4 protein-coding genes are annotated in these 16,756 nt (G+C 40.6%); all 4 read left to right on the top strand.

Annotated elements, in window-relative coordinates; all coding sequences use genetic code 11:
* The first annotated feature begins 29 nt into the window (after positions 1-29).
* Positions 30-3,314 carry a condensation domain-containing protein gene (locus POV27_RS11715; protein ID WP_272862960.1) on the top strand — a complete coding sequence of 1,095 codons (3,285 nt, stop codon included), beginning with the start codon at positions 30-32 and terminating at the stop codon, positions 3,312-3,314.
* A 135-nt stretch (positions 3,315-3,449) separates the two neighbouring features.
* Positions 3,450-4,442 (top strand): TauD/TfdA family dioxygenase, encoded by a 993-nt coding sequence (locus POV27_RS11710; RefSeq protein ID WP_272862959.1) that lies wholly within the window; start codon positions 3,450-3,452, stop codon positions 4,440-4,442.
* Between the two features lie 60 nt (positions 4,443-4,502).
* Complete coding sequence (locus POV27_RS11705; protein ID WP_272862958.1) at positions 4,503-8,972, top strand: amino acid adenylation domain-containing protein; 4,470 nt, start codon at positions 4,503-4,505, stop codon at positions 8,970-8,972.
* A 149-nt stretch (positions 8,973-9,121) separates the two neighbouring features.
* Positions 9,122-16,729 carry a non-ribosomal peptide synthetase gene (locus tag POV27_RS11700; RefSeq protein ID WP_272862957.1) on the top strand — a complete coding sequence of 2,536 codons (7,608 nt, stop codon included), beginning with the start codon at positions 9,122-9,124 and terminating at the stop codon, positions 16,727-16,729.
* Positions 16,730-16,756: the final 27 nt, after the last annotated feature.

Raw genomic sequence — 16,756 nt, 5'->3', positions numbered from 1 at the left:
TTTTAATCCTTAAAGAATTTATAGAACCTATGAAGCACAAGGTTGTACATACAATCTTCGAAAATATCGTGCGCAAAAGCCCTAACGCTGTGGCGTTGGCGACAGCTACGAATACCTTCACTTATTCAGCAATTAATGCCAATGCCAATGTATTGGCAAGGGTATTGAGACAGCTAGGTGTAGGCGATGGGGAAGTGGTTGGTTGCTTCTGTAAGGAGGCCGAAATCCAAATTCAAGCATTGCTGGGGATCTTCAAGGCAAAGCAGGTGTATTTGCCCTTGGATGAAAAATACAAAGCCAATCATTGGAGTGTGCTTTACGAAAAGATCCACCCCAAGGTATTGGTTACTTCACAAGAGAATTTAGACATTGTATATGGATGGAATCAAGAATTTGAATATACCATTCCTTTTCTGATCGTAACATCCTTGGATGAGAACAAAGAGTTGATGTGGTCTATCTTGAAGAATGAAAATGAGGGATATGTAAGTGTCGAGACTACTACAGCAGTAAGCAATGAAAACTTACATCTTTCCATTGACGGAAAAGATGCTAACTATATATTCTTTACTTCCGGCTCTACCGGGAAACCCAAAGCTGTATTGGGGTGCCATGAAAGTTTAGCTCATTTTATTGAATGGGAAGCGAGAGAATTGAATGTCACTTCAGAAGATAGAATAGGACAGTTTACGTCTCTTTCTTTCGATGCTTCCCTACGGGATATTTTTTTGGCGTTGACGCAGGGTGCATGTATTTGTATTCCAAAGAAAGAAACAAAGGAACACGCAACATTGGCTAAGAAGTGGTTGATGGCAGAAGGAATTACCATTCTGCATTCCATTCCCACCATGATTCGATTTTTACTGAACAAGAAGGAAACAATGGTGATGGAGTTCCCCAAATTACGCTATCTATTATTGGCTGGGGAAAAGCTATATGCACGGGATGTAATGAATTGGCGAGACCGATTTGGCAATAACACGCAAATCATTAACCTATATGGTGCCACAGAGTCGACCTTGGTGAAGACCTTTCATAGGGTGGAAGAAAAGTTGAATGGTGATCTCACCGATGTTATCAGTGTGGGGAAACCTATTTCGGAAACTGAGATTCTAATTCTAAATGAAAAGAACGAGCGCTGCGGCATTAACGAAGAAGGCACCATTTATATCAAGACGCCGTATTTATCCAAGGGATATTATCGCGATTCGGAATTGACCCAACAGAAGTTCATTCAGAATCCTTTGAACGAGGAATTGGACATTATTTACGATACGGGCGACTACGGAGCCTTTAATCCCGATGGAACCGTTCGGATTTTAGGCAGAAAAGATGGATTGCTGAAGATAAATGGAGTACGATGCGATTTGAATGCCATAGAATCGACACTATTAGAACTTGAAGCAGTAACCGCAGTAAAATGCGTAGTAGCGTATCGCGAAGATATAGCATCTGTAATCATTTGCTTTTACGCATCGGTTAACACGACAATTTCGGAAGTACGAAATCAATGCTTAGCAAAATTATCGGCCTATGAGATGGTTGGATTGCATTTCGAACACATGGAAGCGCTTCCCACCAATTCTAACGGGAAGATCGATACAGCGAGATTGAACCAATATGCTCAATCACTCATTACTGATGAGCATTCAAAAAAAGCAGCTACAACCCCTTTGGAAGGAGCTATTTTGGAAATCTGGAAAGAGGTGTTGGATCAATCAAATATAGGAACCGACGAAAACATATTTTTATTGGGAGGGCATAGTTTGATCATGAATCAGTTGGTACTGAAGTATCAGGAACAATTTAACGTCCAGGTAAACTTAACACACATGTTCGAGCATACCACAATTGCACAACATGCAGAATTGATCGCTTCCTTGGACAGCAATTTGAACGAAACGATTCCAACATTACCTTCAGCTACCAATTATGAATTATCGGAAGCTCAAAACAAGGTATATCTATTGTCGGAATTGGATAAAGATGCCATTGCCTATGATATGACCTTCACGGTGGAGTTGGAAGGAACGTATGATTCTGAATTATTGAATAAAGCATTACAAGCAACAGTAGATCGTCATGAAATTACCAGAACGGTTTTTGGTAAGGACGAATCTGGAGTATTGAAACAATGGATCCTACCCAAAGGAAAACATAGAGTATCTCTTGTGAAACACAACCTAAGTGAAAGTGTGAGTCCGTATTCAGAAATGCAACTGCATATAGACAAGGAGAGCGAGGGTCCGTTTAATTTTGAAGAAGGCCCTTTGTTGAAAGTCATCTATTTTCAACTATCAAAGGATACAAGTTTACTGTATATGAGAGCGCATCAATTGATATGCGATGCCCATTCGCTCAATATACTACACAACAATATCATGCATTTCTATGAGGCATATGAACAGGGAAAAGCACCCAATATGCCAGCATTGCAGATACAATACAAAGATTTTGCCGTTTGGCATAAAACCCAGCGTTTTGGAAAGGCATTTGAAGAAAGCAGAGCATTCTGGATGGAAAGACTATCTGGAGACCTTCCCTTATTCGAATTGCCTGAAGTAAAAACAAGACCGGTGAGCAAAACATATAATGGGCAGTTGGTGGAACTAAACCTTTCACCACGTATTTCGAAAGCACTGGTAGATTTCTCTAAAGAAAGGAGAAGTACAGCATTCATTGGGATTCTAACTGTGTGGAACATTTTGTTTCAGAAATACTGCCAATCTAACGACCTACTTTTAGGCACTCGATCCTTAGGAAGGTACCGAAGTGAGTTCGAAAATCAGGTAGGGAACTACTTCAATACTGTGGTAGTACGAAACCAGGTCAATGAAAACGATTCGTTCCAAGAGATATTTGAACAAGTACGTAGGACAACGCTAGAAAGTTTTGAACACCAAAAATACTATTTCGATTGGCTGATAGATGACTTAGAATTAAGCACACCCTCAAATAGGAATCCGATTTATGACGTAATGATTACATATGAGGACAAAGTAGGAAAGTCTTTTGAACTGGATACGGCATTGATTCCTTTCGATGAGATCCTTTACAAGGGACATTCGGCTCCAAAATTAGACATCTTGATCACTGCCAAGTTGTACGAGGGTTTTATACAGTTAACAATGCAGTTTAATACGGATATCTATACTAGAAATACCATAGCACTTTTGCTGAAAGACTTTGGGAATATAGCCTCAGAGCTTTTGCAGAAGCCCAACCTTCCTATAAGGGATATCGACCTAAAAAAGCAGACCAAATCGAACTTGAAGTCGAAAAATTTACAACGACTTAAGGCCTTTACAGCCTAGACATTTAAGAACCAAATTTTCCGTACATCATTATAAACCAACGCCGCGAAACGCATGGGATAGGAGAGAACACGGGAAAACTACATGAAACATATTCACAGCGAAGAAAAAATTAACAAGATTAAATTAAAAGTTATGTCAAGTAGAGTTAATAGATTACTAAGTACAAAAGCGCCTACGGCCGCGAACGGAAAATCCGTGGATTTTTCTATCATGTCACCAGAAATGGGATTCCCGGTACTAGGTTTGTCTACCGGTTCGGGAAAGAACTTAAAAGCTTGGATCGATGAGAACAGGGAAGAGTTCAAGACCAAACTTAGATCTCAAGGAGGAATTTTATTCAGGGGTTTTGGGATAGATACTGTTGCTAAGTTTCAGGATCTTATCAAATTGTTTGTAGACAAGCCTTTAGAATATAAGATGCGATCTTCACCACGCTATGCCGTTGGGGATAATGTGTATCACACCACAACCTATCCGAGTGAGTACAGCATCAATATGCACAGTGAGAGCTCCTACGATCCCAATCACCCGAGCAACATTGTTTTTTGTTGTATCGTGCCTGCAGAAGAGCAAGGAGAAACACCAATTGCCGATAACAGAAAGGTATTACAGTACCTAAGCGATGCTACCCGTCAAAAATTTGTGGATTTAGGAGTGAAGTACGTACGAAACTTGACCAAATCCTTAGGATTGCCATGGCAGGAGGTTTTTCAAACCACAGATAAGAATCAAGTAGAAGAGATCTGTGCGGAAAAAGGAATTACCTGCAATTGGGCCGATGAAGACAAATTGGTACTTACCTGGACCAAAAAGGCTGTTTGGGATCACCCACATACGGGAGATACCGTTTGGTTCAACCACGGATACTTCTTCAATAAGTATACCTATGACGAAGATTTTCTTTCCATTATTGAATCGGATGATGATCTTCCCAACAACACCTATTTCGGCGATGGAAGTCCCATTTCGAAAGAAGAGATTGAAGAAATCCGCCAGGCATATAAGAAAGCCACTTTCGAATTCCCATGGCAAACCGGAGATGTATTGTTCTTGGATAATATGTTAATGGCCCATGGTCGTAATCCATACAAAGGAGACAGAAAAATCATCGCTTCCATTTTTTAATGGAAGTACACACCACCATCTAATTTCTAATTCTCACGTCATTTTTTAAAGAAACTAATCATGCAGGATGCTATTTTAAATAATGTTGATACTTATGAGTTGTCTGTAAACCAGAGAAATCTTTGGTTATTGAATCCTGAGAATACGTCTCAGTTTTTCAATCAGTTAACCATAGCTTTAGATGCCTCTATAACAAGCGAAGTTGTGCAATCTGCACTTCAAGCAGTCTTGAAGAAAAATGAGACCTTGTTGTTCAAGACCATGAAGGAAGCGGGTTATGCATTTCCAAGACAGTTTATGGATATTGCTGCTGGTTTGGATTTCCATGAAGTTTCAACATTCGCGGGAAAACATGCGAATGATGTTGCAGATCAGTACTTGTCGTATCCATACGATAGTGCAAAGGATGCTGCCGTTCGATTCTGCTATGTGAATGAGGATTCCCAAAAGCTTCTCATCGTTAGGATCTTTTCCTTTTGGGCGGATAGCTTCAGTAGTCTGTTGTTCTATAACGATTTGAAACAAGCACTGGTAGATGTAAGCGCTTATGTGAGTTTAGAGCGTGAGGTGGTGGAATATCAGAACTTTTCAGCTTGGCAAAATGAATTACAAGCAGAACCCGAGATTGAAGGGGTTAATTTTTGGAAAAACTACGAATACAATCTAGGAAAGACAGTTATTCCGTTTACCGATACACCCAAAGGTGATTTTTTGCCAAAACGCACAGTGTTGAAAACGTTTGTGGGCAGTGAATACGAACAGTTAAGTGCCGAAGCAAACAAAGTCGGCAGTAACCTAGAGCATTATGTGTTCGCTAGGTTGTTCGATTACCTACATCAATTCGAAGGAGACAAAGTAACTGTAGGTTATTTACCTTATCAAAGATCCTACGAGGAGCTGAATAATACATTTGGTCTGGTTTCAAAACCGTTGCCCATTACCTTGGCACCTGTAAAGGAATCTGGAACGAATAATGAAAATGAAATTGCACAATGCCTTCAAAGTATAGATGTTTGGTCCGATTACTTCTACTTGGGAAGAAACGGAGATCAAGGTGATCCTTTCTTCAATTATGTATTTGAATATATCGATGGTAGAAATTCCCGAAACTCGGCGATACGTTTGGAAGATTTTCATTCCATTGTAGATGCTTTCGATGTGAAGTTGACCTGCATAGATCGGGGAGATGCACTCTCTTTGGAAGTATATGTTGATACCTCCAAGTTCTCTGGAATTAAGGAACCATTGGTGGTAGCACAATTAAAGCAAGTTTTCGGTATTGAAACGGAAGCTTCTCAAACTATATCGAGTTTAGAAGCTGATATTATCGCCATGGCGAATGCTACCGAAAAGACTTTCGAAGCCTATGCTTCTGTTTTGGAGATGTTTCAAAAACAAGTATCGGAACAACCTGAAGCCACTGCGATTCTGATAGGAAATGAGGAGATAAGCTATTCAGAACTGGATCAACGATCCAATCAGCTGGCCCAAGAGCTTATCAGTTCCTATGGAGTAAGCAAGGGAGATGCAGTTTGCATTTTATTGGGTAGATCTGAATGGTTTATCGTTAGTGTATTGGCCATCATAAAGTCTGGGGGTTATTATGTTCCTATCGATACCGAATATCCCAAAGACCGCATACAGTATATCGCTCAGGATTGTGGCGCTAAGCTTATTATTACTAATGAAGCGTTGAAATCGGAACTGGGATTGGAAGAAGCAACTACCTTAATCGCGTCCGATACCGAAATTTATGCCAATCAGTTCGCCGAAAGTCCAGGTGTTGAAGTAAATAGCGAAGACACTATTTACTGTATTTATACTTCTGGCTCTACAGGGAATCCAAAAGGATGTTTGATAAACAATAGCAACCTCCTCAATTACATTCAGTGGGCAAATAACTACTATTTCAAGGATCCGAATATGGGGAATTGGGGGTTAATTACCTCTTTATCCTTCGATTTAACCATGACTTCCATCTTTACCAGTCTTACAAGGGGTAAGAAGTTATGGATTGGTGGAGCCGACAAGGACGTAATACAATTACTTACCGAAAGCCTACAACATCCCGAAGTGGATACGCTAAAGCTAACGCCCACCCACTTATCCCTTTTGAAGGATATAGACGTAGACGAGACCAAATTAAGGCTTATCGTTTGCGGCGGGGAGCAATTAAAACACGATCAAGTGAGAATCGTAAAGGACATTCATGAGGATATTCAACTATTCAACGAATACGGTCCTACAGAAACAACGATTGGATGTATAGTTCAGGAGGTATTTCCAGAAGATGAGAGTATTCTCATAGGAAGCCCTATTGCCAATACCGATATTCAGATTTTGGACACTGATGGTAAGGAAGCACCCATAGGAAGTGCGGGAGAGTTGTTCATTGGGGGTGCAGGGGTTTCGCAAGGATATCTCAACAGGAAAGAAATTACGCAGGAACGTTTTATAGAAAATCCGAACACCACTGGGGAAATCATATATAAAACAGGCGATTTAGGTCGCTGGACTCCCGAAGGAACTATAGAGTATTTGGGAAGAATAGACGACCAAATTAAAATACGTGGCTACCGAATTGAATTGGGAGAGATCGAACAGACTTTAGTAGGTAGTGGGATGCTAAAACAAGCAGTCGTATTACCCATAGAAGTACAAGATGCCTTACAACTGGTAGCATTTGTAGTGGATCGGAATGAAGAATCCGACGAAGTACTTAAAGGACACCTTAAAAAAGTATTGCCCGAGTATATGATTCCGGCGCAATTCGTAACTATAGAAAACATACCACTTACCGTAAATGGAAAGGTAGATAAAAGACAACTGAATACCTTATTCGAGGAAGCTGCTTCCAAACAAATAGAATATGTGGCACCTCGGGATGAGGTCGAAGAACAATGCGTAGCCATTTGGAGTGAAGTGTTTGGTCGTGAAGGTCTGGGAGTGAAGGAAGACTTCTTCCACTTAGGCGGACACAGTATTAAATTGATCAAGTTGATCAATACGTATCAGTCTACTTTTGGAGTGAAGTTGGAACTCAACCTCTTCTTTGTAAATACCACCTTAGAGTCGCATGCAGCGCTTATTAAGTCATCAAAGAATGATGTTTTGGACGACATTGAAAAGGCCCCGGAAATGGAAAGCTATCCCATTTCATTAATGCAAAGAAGACTATGGTTGTTAAGCCAGAACAAAAACAGATCGATCGCCTATAATATGTTCGCCTATGACGAGGTGAAGGGAGTGGATGAAGCATGCTTCGACAAGGCAATTCTATCCATTATAGAGCGTCATGAATCCCTTAGGACCATCTTTAAAAAGAATGCTGAGGGAGAAATACATCAATACATTTTAGAACCTTCGGAAGTGAAGGTAGATATTCAGAAAATAGACCTTAGGGGAGCCTCCGATTTCGGTGCCGAACTGGCTACTTTCGTAAAGTTCGATTCGGAAGTTCCCTTTCATCTAGAACAAGGTCCACTTATCAGGATTGCCTTGATTCGCAAATCGGAAGACGAATATGTGTTCTACCGAAATATGCACCATATCATCGCGGACAACTGGTCTTTGGAGCAGTTGACCAAAGAATATGAGGCTTTCTATATTTATCACAAATATGGCATAGCACCTAATCTAGAGCCTTTGGAGATTCAATATAAGGACTATTCTGTATGGCAATTGGACAAGATTTCTTCAGAAAAATTCAATAGTAGTCAGCAGTACTGGTCCGAGAAGTTCAAAGGGGAAGTTCCCAAGTTGAGCTTTGTGTTCTCCAAGGAGCGTCCGACTATAAAAACCTATAACGGGTATTCGGTAAACAATACGATTAAGAGTGAAACGATTCGTGAATTTTTCAACCATTCTGGGGTAGAAGGGATCACTCCTTTTATGAAAGTATTGGCAGTACTCAATATGGTGCTATATCACAATTCCTTTCAAACCGATATCGTGGTGGGAAGTCCAGTTTCGGGTAGAAACAATCCTAAGTTAAAAGATCAGATAGGGGTATATATCAATACCATTCCGTTTAGGACCCAACTGGAAGTAGATAAAGATTTCAATCAGTTGTTAACGGAAGTGAAAACCAATGTGATTGAAGGTTACAAACACAATGAATATCCCTTCGATCTCATTGTTGAAAATCTAAATCTGGAAGCCGATTTCTCCAGAAACCCTGTTTTCGATGTGATGTTGGTAGTAACTCATGATGCCAATAGCGAGGTAGAATTAAAAACTTCGGTAGGCGAGGAGGTAGACTACGACACCACGGCAAAATTCGATGTCACTTTCTATGTAGAAATAAAAGACGATACAATGCAATATTCGTTAAGCGTGAACTCAGATCTGTTCGATCCCGAGGACATGAAGTTGTTGAGCAATCAATTCCTGCAACTCATTGAACTTATTACCTCCGATGATTCCCGAAGCCTTGTTTCCTATTGTCAGGAAATTAAGGGAGAGGATACGAAGATAGAGCACGACGAGTTCATGAATGCCTTATCTCAAAATTTGGACGAAGATTTCTAAAACGGCCTTTCGTCTTTGCCATTAAATGGACGAACCCTATTCCCAAGATACAAAGATTTCCTACAAGATACAGGCAGTACTAAGCTGGGCTCAGATCCTGGCAGGAAAGGAATTGCCTACTGCCAGTTTAAAAATTTTAATGATAGATCATGAATAAAAAAGTATTACATACAGTTTTTGAACGTACGGTCTCAGAAAGACCCAATGCGATCGCTATAGAATCGGATTCCCGTTCGATCACGTATACGGAATTAAACCGAAATGCCAATCAAATTGCCGGAGTTCTGGATCAGTTGGGAGTTAGTAGGGAAGATGTGGTATGCTCTTTTTTCAATGATCGATCCCTTCAGATTTCTGCACTTCTTGGAACTTTTAAAGCAGGAAAAATCTACTTGCCATTGGACGAGAAGTACAAAATGAACCATTGGAGCGTTTTGTACGATACCATTCGCCCGCAAATGGTGCTTACCACACGGGAATATTTGGAACGTATTAAAGCTTCCAATATGGATTTCGAATTTGCCATCCCGAAAGTGGTATTGCTATCCCTTAACAGCAAAGAGGAGCTACAGTTCGAAGTGATGAATTGGCAAAATGGCAACTTCATTACCGAAGGAAACATTGTGATTAACAATGGTGAAAATTTGGATATTCCAGTAGACGGAAATGATAACAACTATATCTTCTTTACTTCGGGTTCTACGGGCAGGCCCAAAGCGGTGTTTGGAAATCACAAAAGCTTAAGTCACTTTATCCATTGGGAATCTAAAGAACTAGAGATTACAGCATCTGATAGAATAGGGCAACTCACTTCCCTTTCTTTCGATGCTTCCTTACGGGATATTTTCCTTCCCTTTATTGAAGGAGCAAGGATTTGCATTCCTTCCACGGAAGTGAAAAATGATATTGGAAAATTAAAAAACTGGATCAAGGAAAAGGACATTACAATCCTACATACCATCCCAACCATGATGCGTATGTTGAGTGCCAATGATGGTTCACAGCATTCAGGAAATTACTTCCCATCGCTGCGATACATGCTATTGGCGGGAGAGAAGCTTTACAAAAAGGATATCAGCGACTGGCGGGCTCTTTATGGGACAAATACAACCATCATTAACCTTTACGGAACCACAGAGGCGACCTTGGTGAAGACCTTTTACCGCGTTCCGGAAACGATGACTGGAGATGCTTCTGCAGTACTTTGTGTTGGAAAGCCTATCTCTAACACCAACATTCTCATTCTGAATGCAAATAATGATATATGCGATATCGGGGAAGTAGGTGATGTGTATATACAAACACCCTTCCTTACCAGCGGGTATTACAAGGATCCCGAAATGACATCACAGAAATTTGTGACCAATCCCATTGGAAACAGAGGGGATATCATTTACAAAACGGGCGATTTCGGAAAGTACGACAACGAACGAAACCTAGTGGTTTTAGGAAGAAAAGACGGGGTTGTTAAGTTGAATGGAGTACGCTGCGATATCAATTCCATTGAAGAAAACATTCTTGAGCTGGAAGATGTGAATATGGTAAAATGCCTTCCACATACCGTAAACGGATCGGTGCAATCCATCATCTGTTTTTACACAGCATCCGAAGATAGTAATGAAGCTATAAGAACCCATTGTCTAAAGTTCTTGTCCGACTATGAATTATTGAGTCTGCATTTTATCCATTTGGAAGAATTCCCGGTGAATTCCAACGGAAAAATCGATACCATAGATCTCAATGAGCGAATTAAGACCTATTTCCAACACAGTGCGAACATAGAACTTCCCGTAAATGAAACGGAGAAGGACTTATTGGACATTTGGAAGAAGGTACTGAACATGGATAAGATAAGTGTGACCGACAATATCTTTATGTTGGGCGGTAACAGTATTCACCTTATTCAGTTGGCCACCCATATCCATTCCACCTTCGGGGTAGAATTGGACATTTTCGATCTATTCAATCTTCCGGTATTAAGGGACCAAGCCAATAAGATTGCAAAGACAGATCAGTCTTCTTTCAAGGAGATTCCTTTGGCGCCAGAACAGGACAGCTATCCGTTGTCTTCTTCCCAATACAGAATTTGGGTGGTATGCCAATCCAACGACTCTTCGGCAGCCTATAACACAGCTCAGTCCATTGAAATTAATGAGGCCTTGGATGTGCCTATGTTGAACCAAGCCGTAAACGATGTTATCGAAAGACATGAAATATTGAGAACGGTTTTCAGACTGAACGATCAAGGAGAACCGAGACAACACATCCTTTCTACAGAGGAGGTGAACTTTGAATTGGATCTTTTCGATTATCGCGGTGTGGACCAAGCAATGGAAAAGATTGAGGACCGAATAGATATAAATTCCAAAGAAGCCTTTAATTTGGAAGAAGGACCGCTGTTAAAACTATCTTTGTTTCAGCTTTCTGAGGCACATTTTGTGCTGTCTTACAACATTCATCATATTCTTTGCGATGGCTGGTCCATGGGTATCTTTTCCCGAGACCTACTTTCCTTCTACAATGCCTATAAAGAAAGTGGAAGGGCAGCGCTTCCAGAACTGAGGATTCAGTTTAAGGACTATGCCTGTTGGGACGATCAACGACTTAAGGAAGATGCTTTCGATACGGACTTCGACTATTGGAATGAAAAGCTTTCTGGTGAATTGCCTTTGCTCAATTTGCCTACCGAAAAGAAACGACCTTCTGTAAAGACACATGAAGGAAGACACTTAAAGACGTATTTGCCGAAAGAATTAACACGTGCATTCAAGCAATTCTGTAACGAACAGGAAACCAGTTTGTACATAGGCCTTTATGCAAGTTTTAATCTGTTGCTGCATAAATATACAGGGGATAAGGACTTTATTTTGGGAACGCCGGTTGCCGGAAGAAGCCACATCGATTTGGAAAACCAAATTGGGGTGTATGTAAATTCCATTGCCTTGCGCAGTCAGATCGATCCAAAAGAAACCATTGCTGCGTTTTTTGAGCGTACCAAAGGAAACATATTAAAAGATTACAAGCATCAGGACTATCCGTTCGATCATTTGGTGAACAAACTGAAGATTGGTTCGGACATTTCAAGAAGTCCCGTTTTCGATGCTACTTTCCGTCTGCATAACGTAGGGATTACAAAATCTGTAGATGAAATTCCACAAGAAGTGGTAGACCGCGTTACCGACCACGGAATTGCGAAGACCAAATTCGATTTGGACTTTTCTCTAGAAGAAATAGGGGAGTACCTAGACTTCAATGTTGTTTTCAACAGCGATGTATACGAAAAGGAAATCATTGCTGGTTTAATGAGTCATTTCAAGCAATTGATTGCTTCTTTGATTTCTCAACCAGAAGCTACCATAGAAGCATTGGAGTTCTTGAACTTTGCTGAAAAGGAAGAGTTATTGGTGACCTTCAATAATACCCGTGTTGCTTATCCGAAGGAAAGGACCTTGGTGGATTTATTCGAAGAGCAAACCAAAAAGACACCTAACCAAATTGCTTTAGTGTTTGAAAAGAACACACTAACCTATGAAGAATTATCTACGGTTTCTACCCAATTGGCGTCCTATTTGATCCAAGAACATAAGGTTGCCACAGGCGATTTTGTGGGGATTACCTTAGATAGAAATGAATGGCATATCATAACACTTTTGGCCATTTTGAAGGCTGGAGGAACTTTTGTGCCCATAGATTCGAGTTATCCACAGGATAGAATTGAATTTATGACTCAAGATAGTAACTGCGCGGTTACAGTAGATCAAGAGATCATTAATGACTTTAGAAACAATAAAACCAACTATACGAATATCCTTCCCGAGATAACAACGACTTGCGATAGTGCAGCCTATGTTATGTATACATCAGGATCTACGGGAAGACCTAAGGGAGTAGTGATTTCGCATAAAAACATTGTGCGATTGGTAAAAGCAGCCAATTTCTATCAATGCGATGAGAAAAATGTATTGCTTTGTACAGGAGCGCTTTCCTTTGATGCTACGACTTTCGAGTTCTTTGGACCCTTGTTAAATGGCGGACAATTGGTGATGACACCCAAGAATACACTCTTGGATGTAAGCACCTTAAAAGAGACCATTCGAGAGGCTTCCGTAAACGTAATGTGGTTTACAGCAGGTTGGTTAAACCAGATTGTAGATACCGACATAGACGTTTTCCAGACGCTATCTACCGTATTGGTGGGTGGGGATAAGTTATCTCCAACGCACATCGGAAAATTAAGAACTACCTATCCAGACTTAACCATAATAAATGGATATGGGCCAACAGAGAACACTACCTTCTCCTTAACCTATTCTATTGGAGAGGTGGATGGGGATATTCCTATAGGATTCCCAATAAGCAATAGTACTGTATATATTCTAGATCCGAATAAGAAATTGGTTCCCAAAGGAGTGATGGGAGAATTGTACTTAGGTGGTGATGGACTTGCCAAAGAATATTTGAATCAACCCGAACTTACAAGCGAGAAGTTCGTATCCAATCCATTTATAGAAGGGGAATTGCTTTACAAAACAGGTGACCTAGGAAAATGGATGCCCAATGGAAGTGTTGTTTTTGGAGGACGTGCCGATAACCAAGTTAAGATTAATGGCCACCGAATTGAGTTGGGCGAAATAGAAAATTGCTTACAGAAAAAGACAGGTATCAATGAGGCGGTAGTTAAGATTTCTAATAAGGAAATGGTGGCTTATTACGTGGCCAACGAGGCTACCGATAGCGAAGCTATAAGAAACTACTTATTCAAGGAACTCCCAGCTTATATGGTACCGAGTTACTATATCCAATTGGATGCCATGCCATTAAATACCAATGGGAAGGTAGATCGAGCAAGTTTACCCGATGTGACCCAAGAGGATAAAATTGTGTCCAACTATCTGGAGCCTTCTACGGAAGAAGAGATTGCCTTAGTAACACTATGTCAACGCATTTTGGGAGTGGGGCAAGTAGGTTTGAATGACAATTTTTACCATTTGGGTGGAGACTCCATCAAGTTGATCTCCCTCATTTCTGGGTTGAAAAAACAAGGCTATGTATTACGAGCCAAAGATGCACTGCATACCCTGAACTTTCAGGAAATGGCCAGTAAAATAGGAAACAACTTGGTAGCTGTAGACCAGTCTGAAGTGGTTGGGGAAATAGACTTGTCTCCGATTCAGGAATACTTCTTTACACAGTTACAGGTAACGAAATATCATCATTTCAATATGTCGGTAGTGCTAAAATCGAATCAGCGTATCGATAAAGAAATCTTATTGCAATGTGCTCAAAAGTTGACGGAGCACCATGATGCCCTTCGTATGTCTTATACGTTGGACGAAAATGGTACTTGGAATCAGTACAATATGGGATATGAACTTACCAAAGTATCGGTTCCTACCTTCGATTTAAGAACGTCGCCCGCACCCTTAAAGGAAATGGCGGCTATAGGAGAGAATGTTCAATCCGGCTTGGAATTAGAGGCTGGTAATATTTTCAAAATAGTGCATTTCCAATTGGAAACTTCCGATAGAATTGCATTGGTATGTCATCACTTGGTGGTGGACGGTATTTCTTGGAGAATTCTAGTAGAAGACTTGGAGCAATTGTACAATCAATATGCGAATAACCAAAAAGCCACCTTACCACAGAAATCCAATTCCTTTAAGGATTGGGTGAGTGCTTCTAAGGAATATGCAGCGCAACTTGCCAAAGGACCCGAAAAGAACTATTGGGATACGGTTGTAGGACAAAACATCGACCAGCTTACGAAAAACGATAATGGATCGGGTTATGTGATCGATAAGGAAGTAGGATTCCATTTAGAAACTGCCTACACCCAAGCGCTTAGCACGAAGGTGAACCAAGTGTATGATACCAAAATAAATCATCTATTGATGACAGCTCTGGGTCAAAGTATAAGAACTGTATTTGGTTCGGATAAGACTATGCTTCGTATGGAAGGTCACGGTCGTGAGGATATTTTCGATGAAATAGACATTTCCCGAACCGTGGGATGGTTTACAAGCATATTCCCATTCGTGTTGGATGTTTCCCAAACAGAAAATTCCATTGAAAACTTAATTCAGGTGAAACAGGATTTAGAGCGTATTCCCAATAAGGGGATAGGCTATGGAATCCTGAAGTATCACGGAGAAGGATTTGCTTCGGAAGCCATTCCAGATGTAACCTTCAATTATCTGGGAGAGTTCAGCGATGCCAGTGGAAGCGATGATTCTACCGAATCTACCTTCAGTTACGCTTCGGACTTCGTAGGGAATGAAGTAGGGGATGACATCCCCAGTGATGTATGCCTAAAAGTATCGGGTAAGATCTTTGCCGATCAGCTACGAATGACAGTTCAATACCCCAGTAGTGATTTCGACCGTGAAACCATGGAAACCTTCATTGTAACGTACAAGCGCACCTTGGAGGCACTCATAGATGATCTTTTGGAAGTAACGAATAATGCTGCCGATACGGCATCAAATGAAGCACAAGTTTCGAAATACAATATAGGAACTACCTATGACGTATCGTACAACCAGAATTATTACCTCAAACTAAAGGAAACCATTGGGGTTAACGACTTCTACATTGCAGAATACGATGAACGGAACTTTGAGAAGCAATTCAGAAACTTCATGGCTCATTACCCAATCCTTTGCGTATCTCTAGGCAAGGAAAATGGAAAAATAAAGCAGACTTACATTTCGAATGAAGATGTAAAGCTGAAAATTGTTAGCCAGGATTTATCCGAAAATACCCGAGAAGCTATCGATGAGAACATGAAAACCTTCTTCATGAAACCTTTCGAGTTGTTCGAAGAAGAGTTCATCCGAGTTTTCGTCATTACCGATGTGGCCAACCGAAAAGGAGCCCTTGTCAATGTGGGGATTCACCACGGTATTACCGATGCGTATACCAATAACATTTTAATGACCAATGCCCAAAGATATTTCGCGGGCGAGACAATTGTTAATAATGCGCTGTCCAGTTTTGAATTTGCTGGTATGCAAGAGAAATTCTTGAATTCTCCACAGGGACTTTCCGATAGGAATTTCTGGAAGGAACAGTTTTCAATCGAGGCCATGCGCAATGCAAATACCGAAAAGGATCGCATTACCGATCGTTTCATCAAACTGTCGCTCACCTTACAAGGAAGTGATTTCGAGCAATTGCAGAACGTGGCGAAGGACTTTAATGTGCCTTTAAACGGACTCATCATGGCACTGCATCAATTTATGATGGTTCGCTTTACACCGGATTCTAATTTCATTCAGAATATCATTGTAAACGGTCGTGAGCAAATGAGTACCCAGGATAAAGATATTTTGGGAGCCATTAACAATATACTGCCATTATCACTGGCTTCCATTCAAGGAACTAAGTTGAATGTACCCTTCGTAAAAGAAGTGTATTCCATGTATATCGATGCACGTATGCGTCAGGAAATCCCCTTCGAGATTATTCAGGAGGATATGGACAAGGCATATGGAGTGGACATCAATGCATATGTGGGTGGGGACTTCAATTATCAGAAATACAATGAGTCTTTAGATAGGCACCATTCCGAAAAGGTGACAGTAAAAAAAGTACGCCGAAAAGGAGTGGCAGGAATACACATGCAGTGTGCCGAATACAAAAATGCTCTTGAAATAAACCTAAGCTGTAGCAGGGCTATCTATGCCAAAAGCAAGAACCTCCTTTCTCTGGACAGTCTTATTTCACAAAATCTATTATCGAAAACTGAAATTAATTAACAGACAACCTGAACAAACCTTAGACAT

This window comes from Aureisphaera galaxeae (assembly GCF_028561275.1).
Classification (GTDB): domain Bacteria; phylum Bacteroidota; class Bacteroidia; order Flavobacteriales; family Flavobacteriaceae; genus Aureisphaera; species Aureisphaera galaxeae.
This window is presented reverse-complemented; position numbering and strand designations above follow the sequence as displayed.

What these genes read in the sequence shown, in the direction of transcription:
- POV27_RS11700 (WP_272862957.1), top strand. Translation starts at nt 9,122, where the DNA reads ATGAATAAAAAAGTATTACATACAGTTTTTGAACGTACGGTCTCAGAA.
- POV27_RS11715 (WP_272862960.1), top strand. Translation starts at nt 30, where the DNA reads ATGAAGCACAAGGTTGTACATACAATCTTCGAAAATATCGTGCGCAAA.
- POV27_RS11710 (WP_272862959.1), top strand. Translation starts at nt 3,450, where the DNA reads ATGTCAAGTAGAGTTAATAGATTACTAAGTACAAAAGCGCCTACGGCC.
- POV27_RS11705 (WP_272862958.1), top strand. Translation starts at nt 4,503, where the DNA reads ATGCAGGATGCTATTTTAAATAATGTTGATACTTATGAGTTGTCTGTA.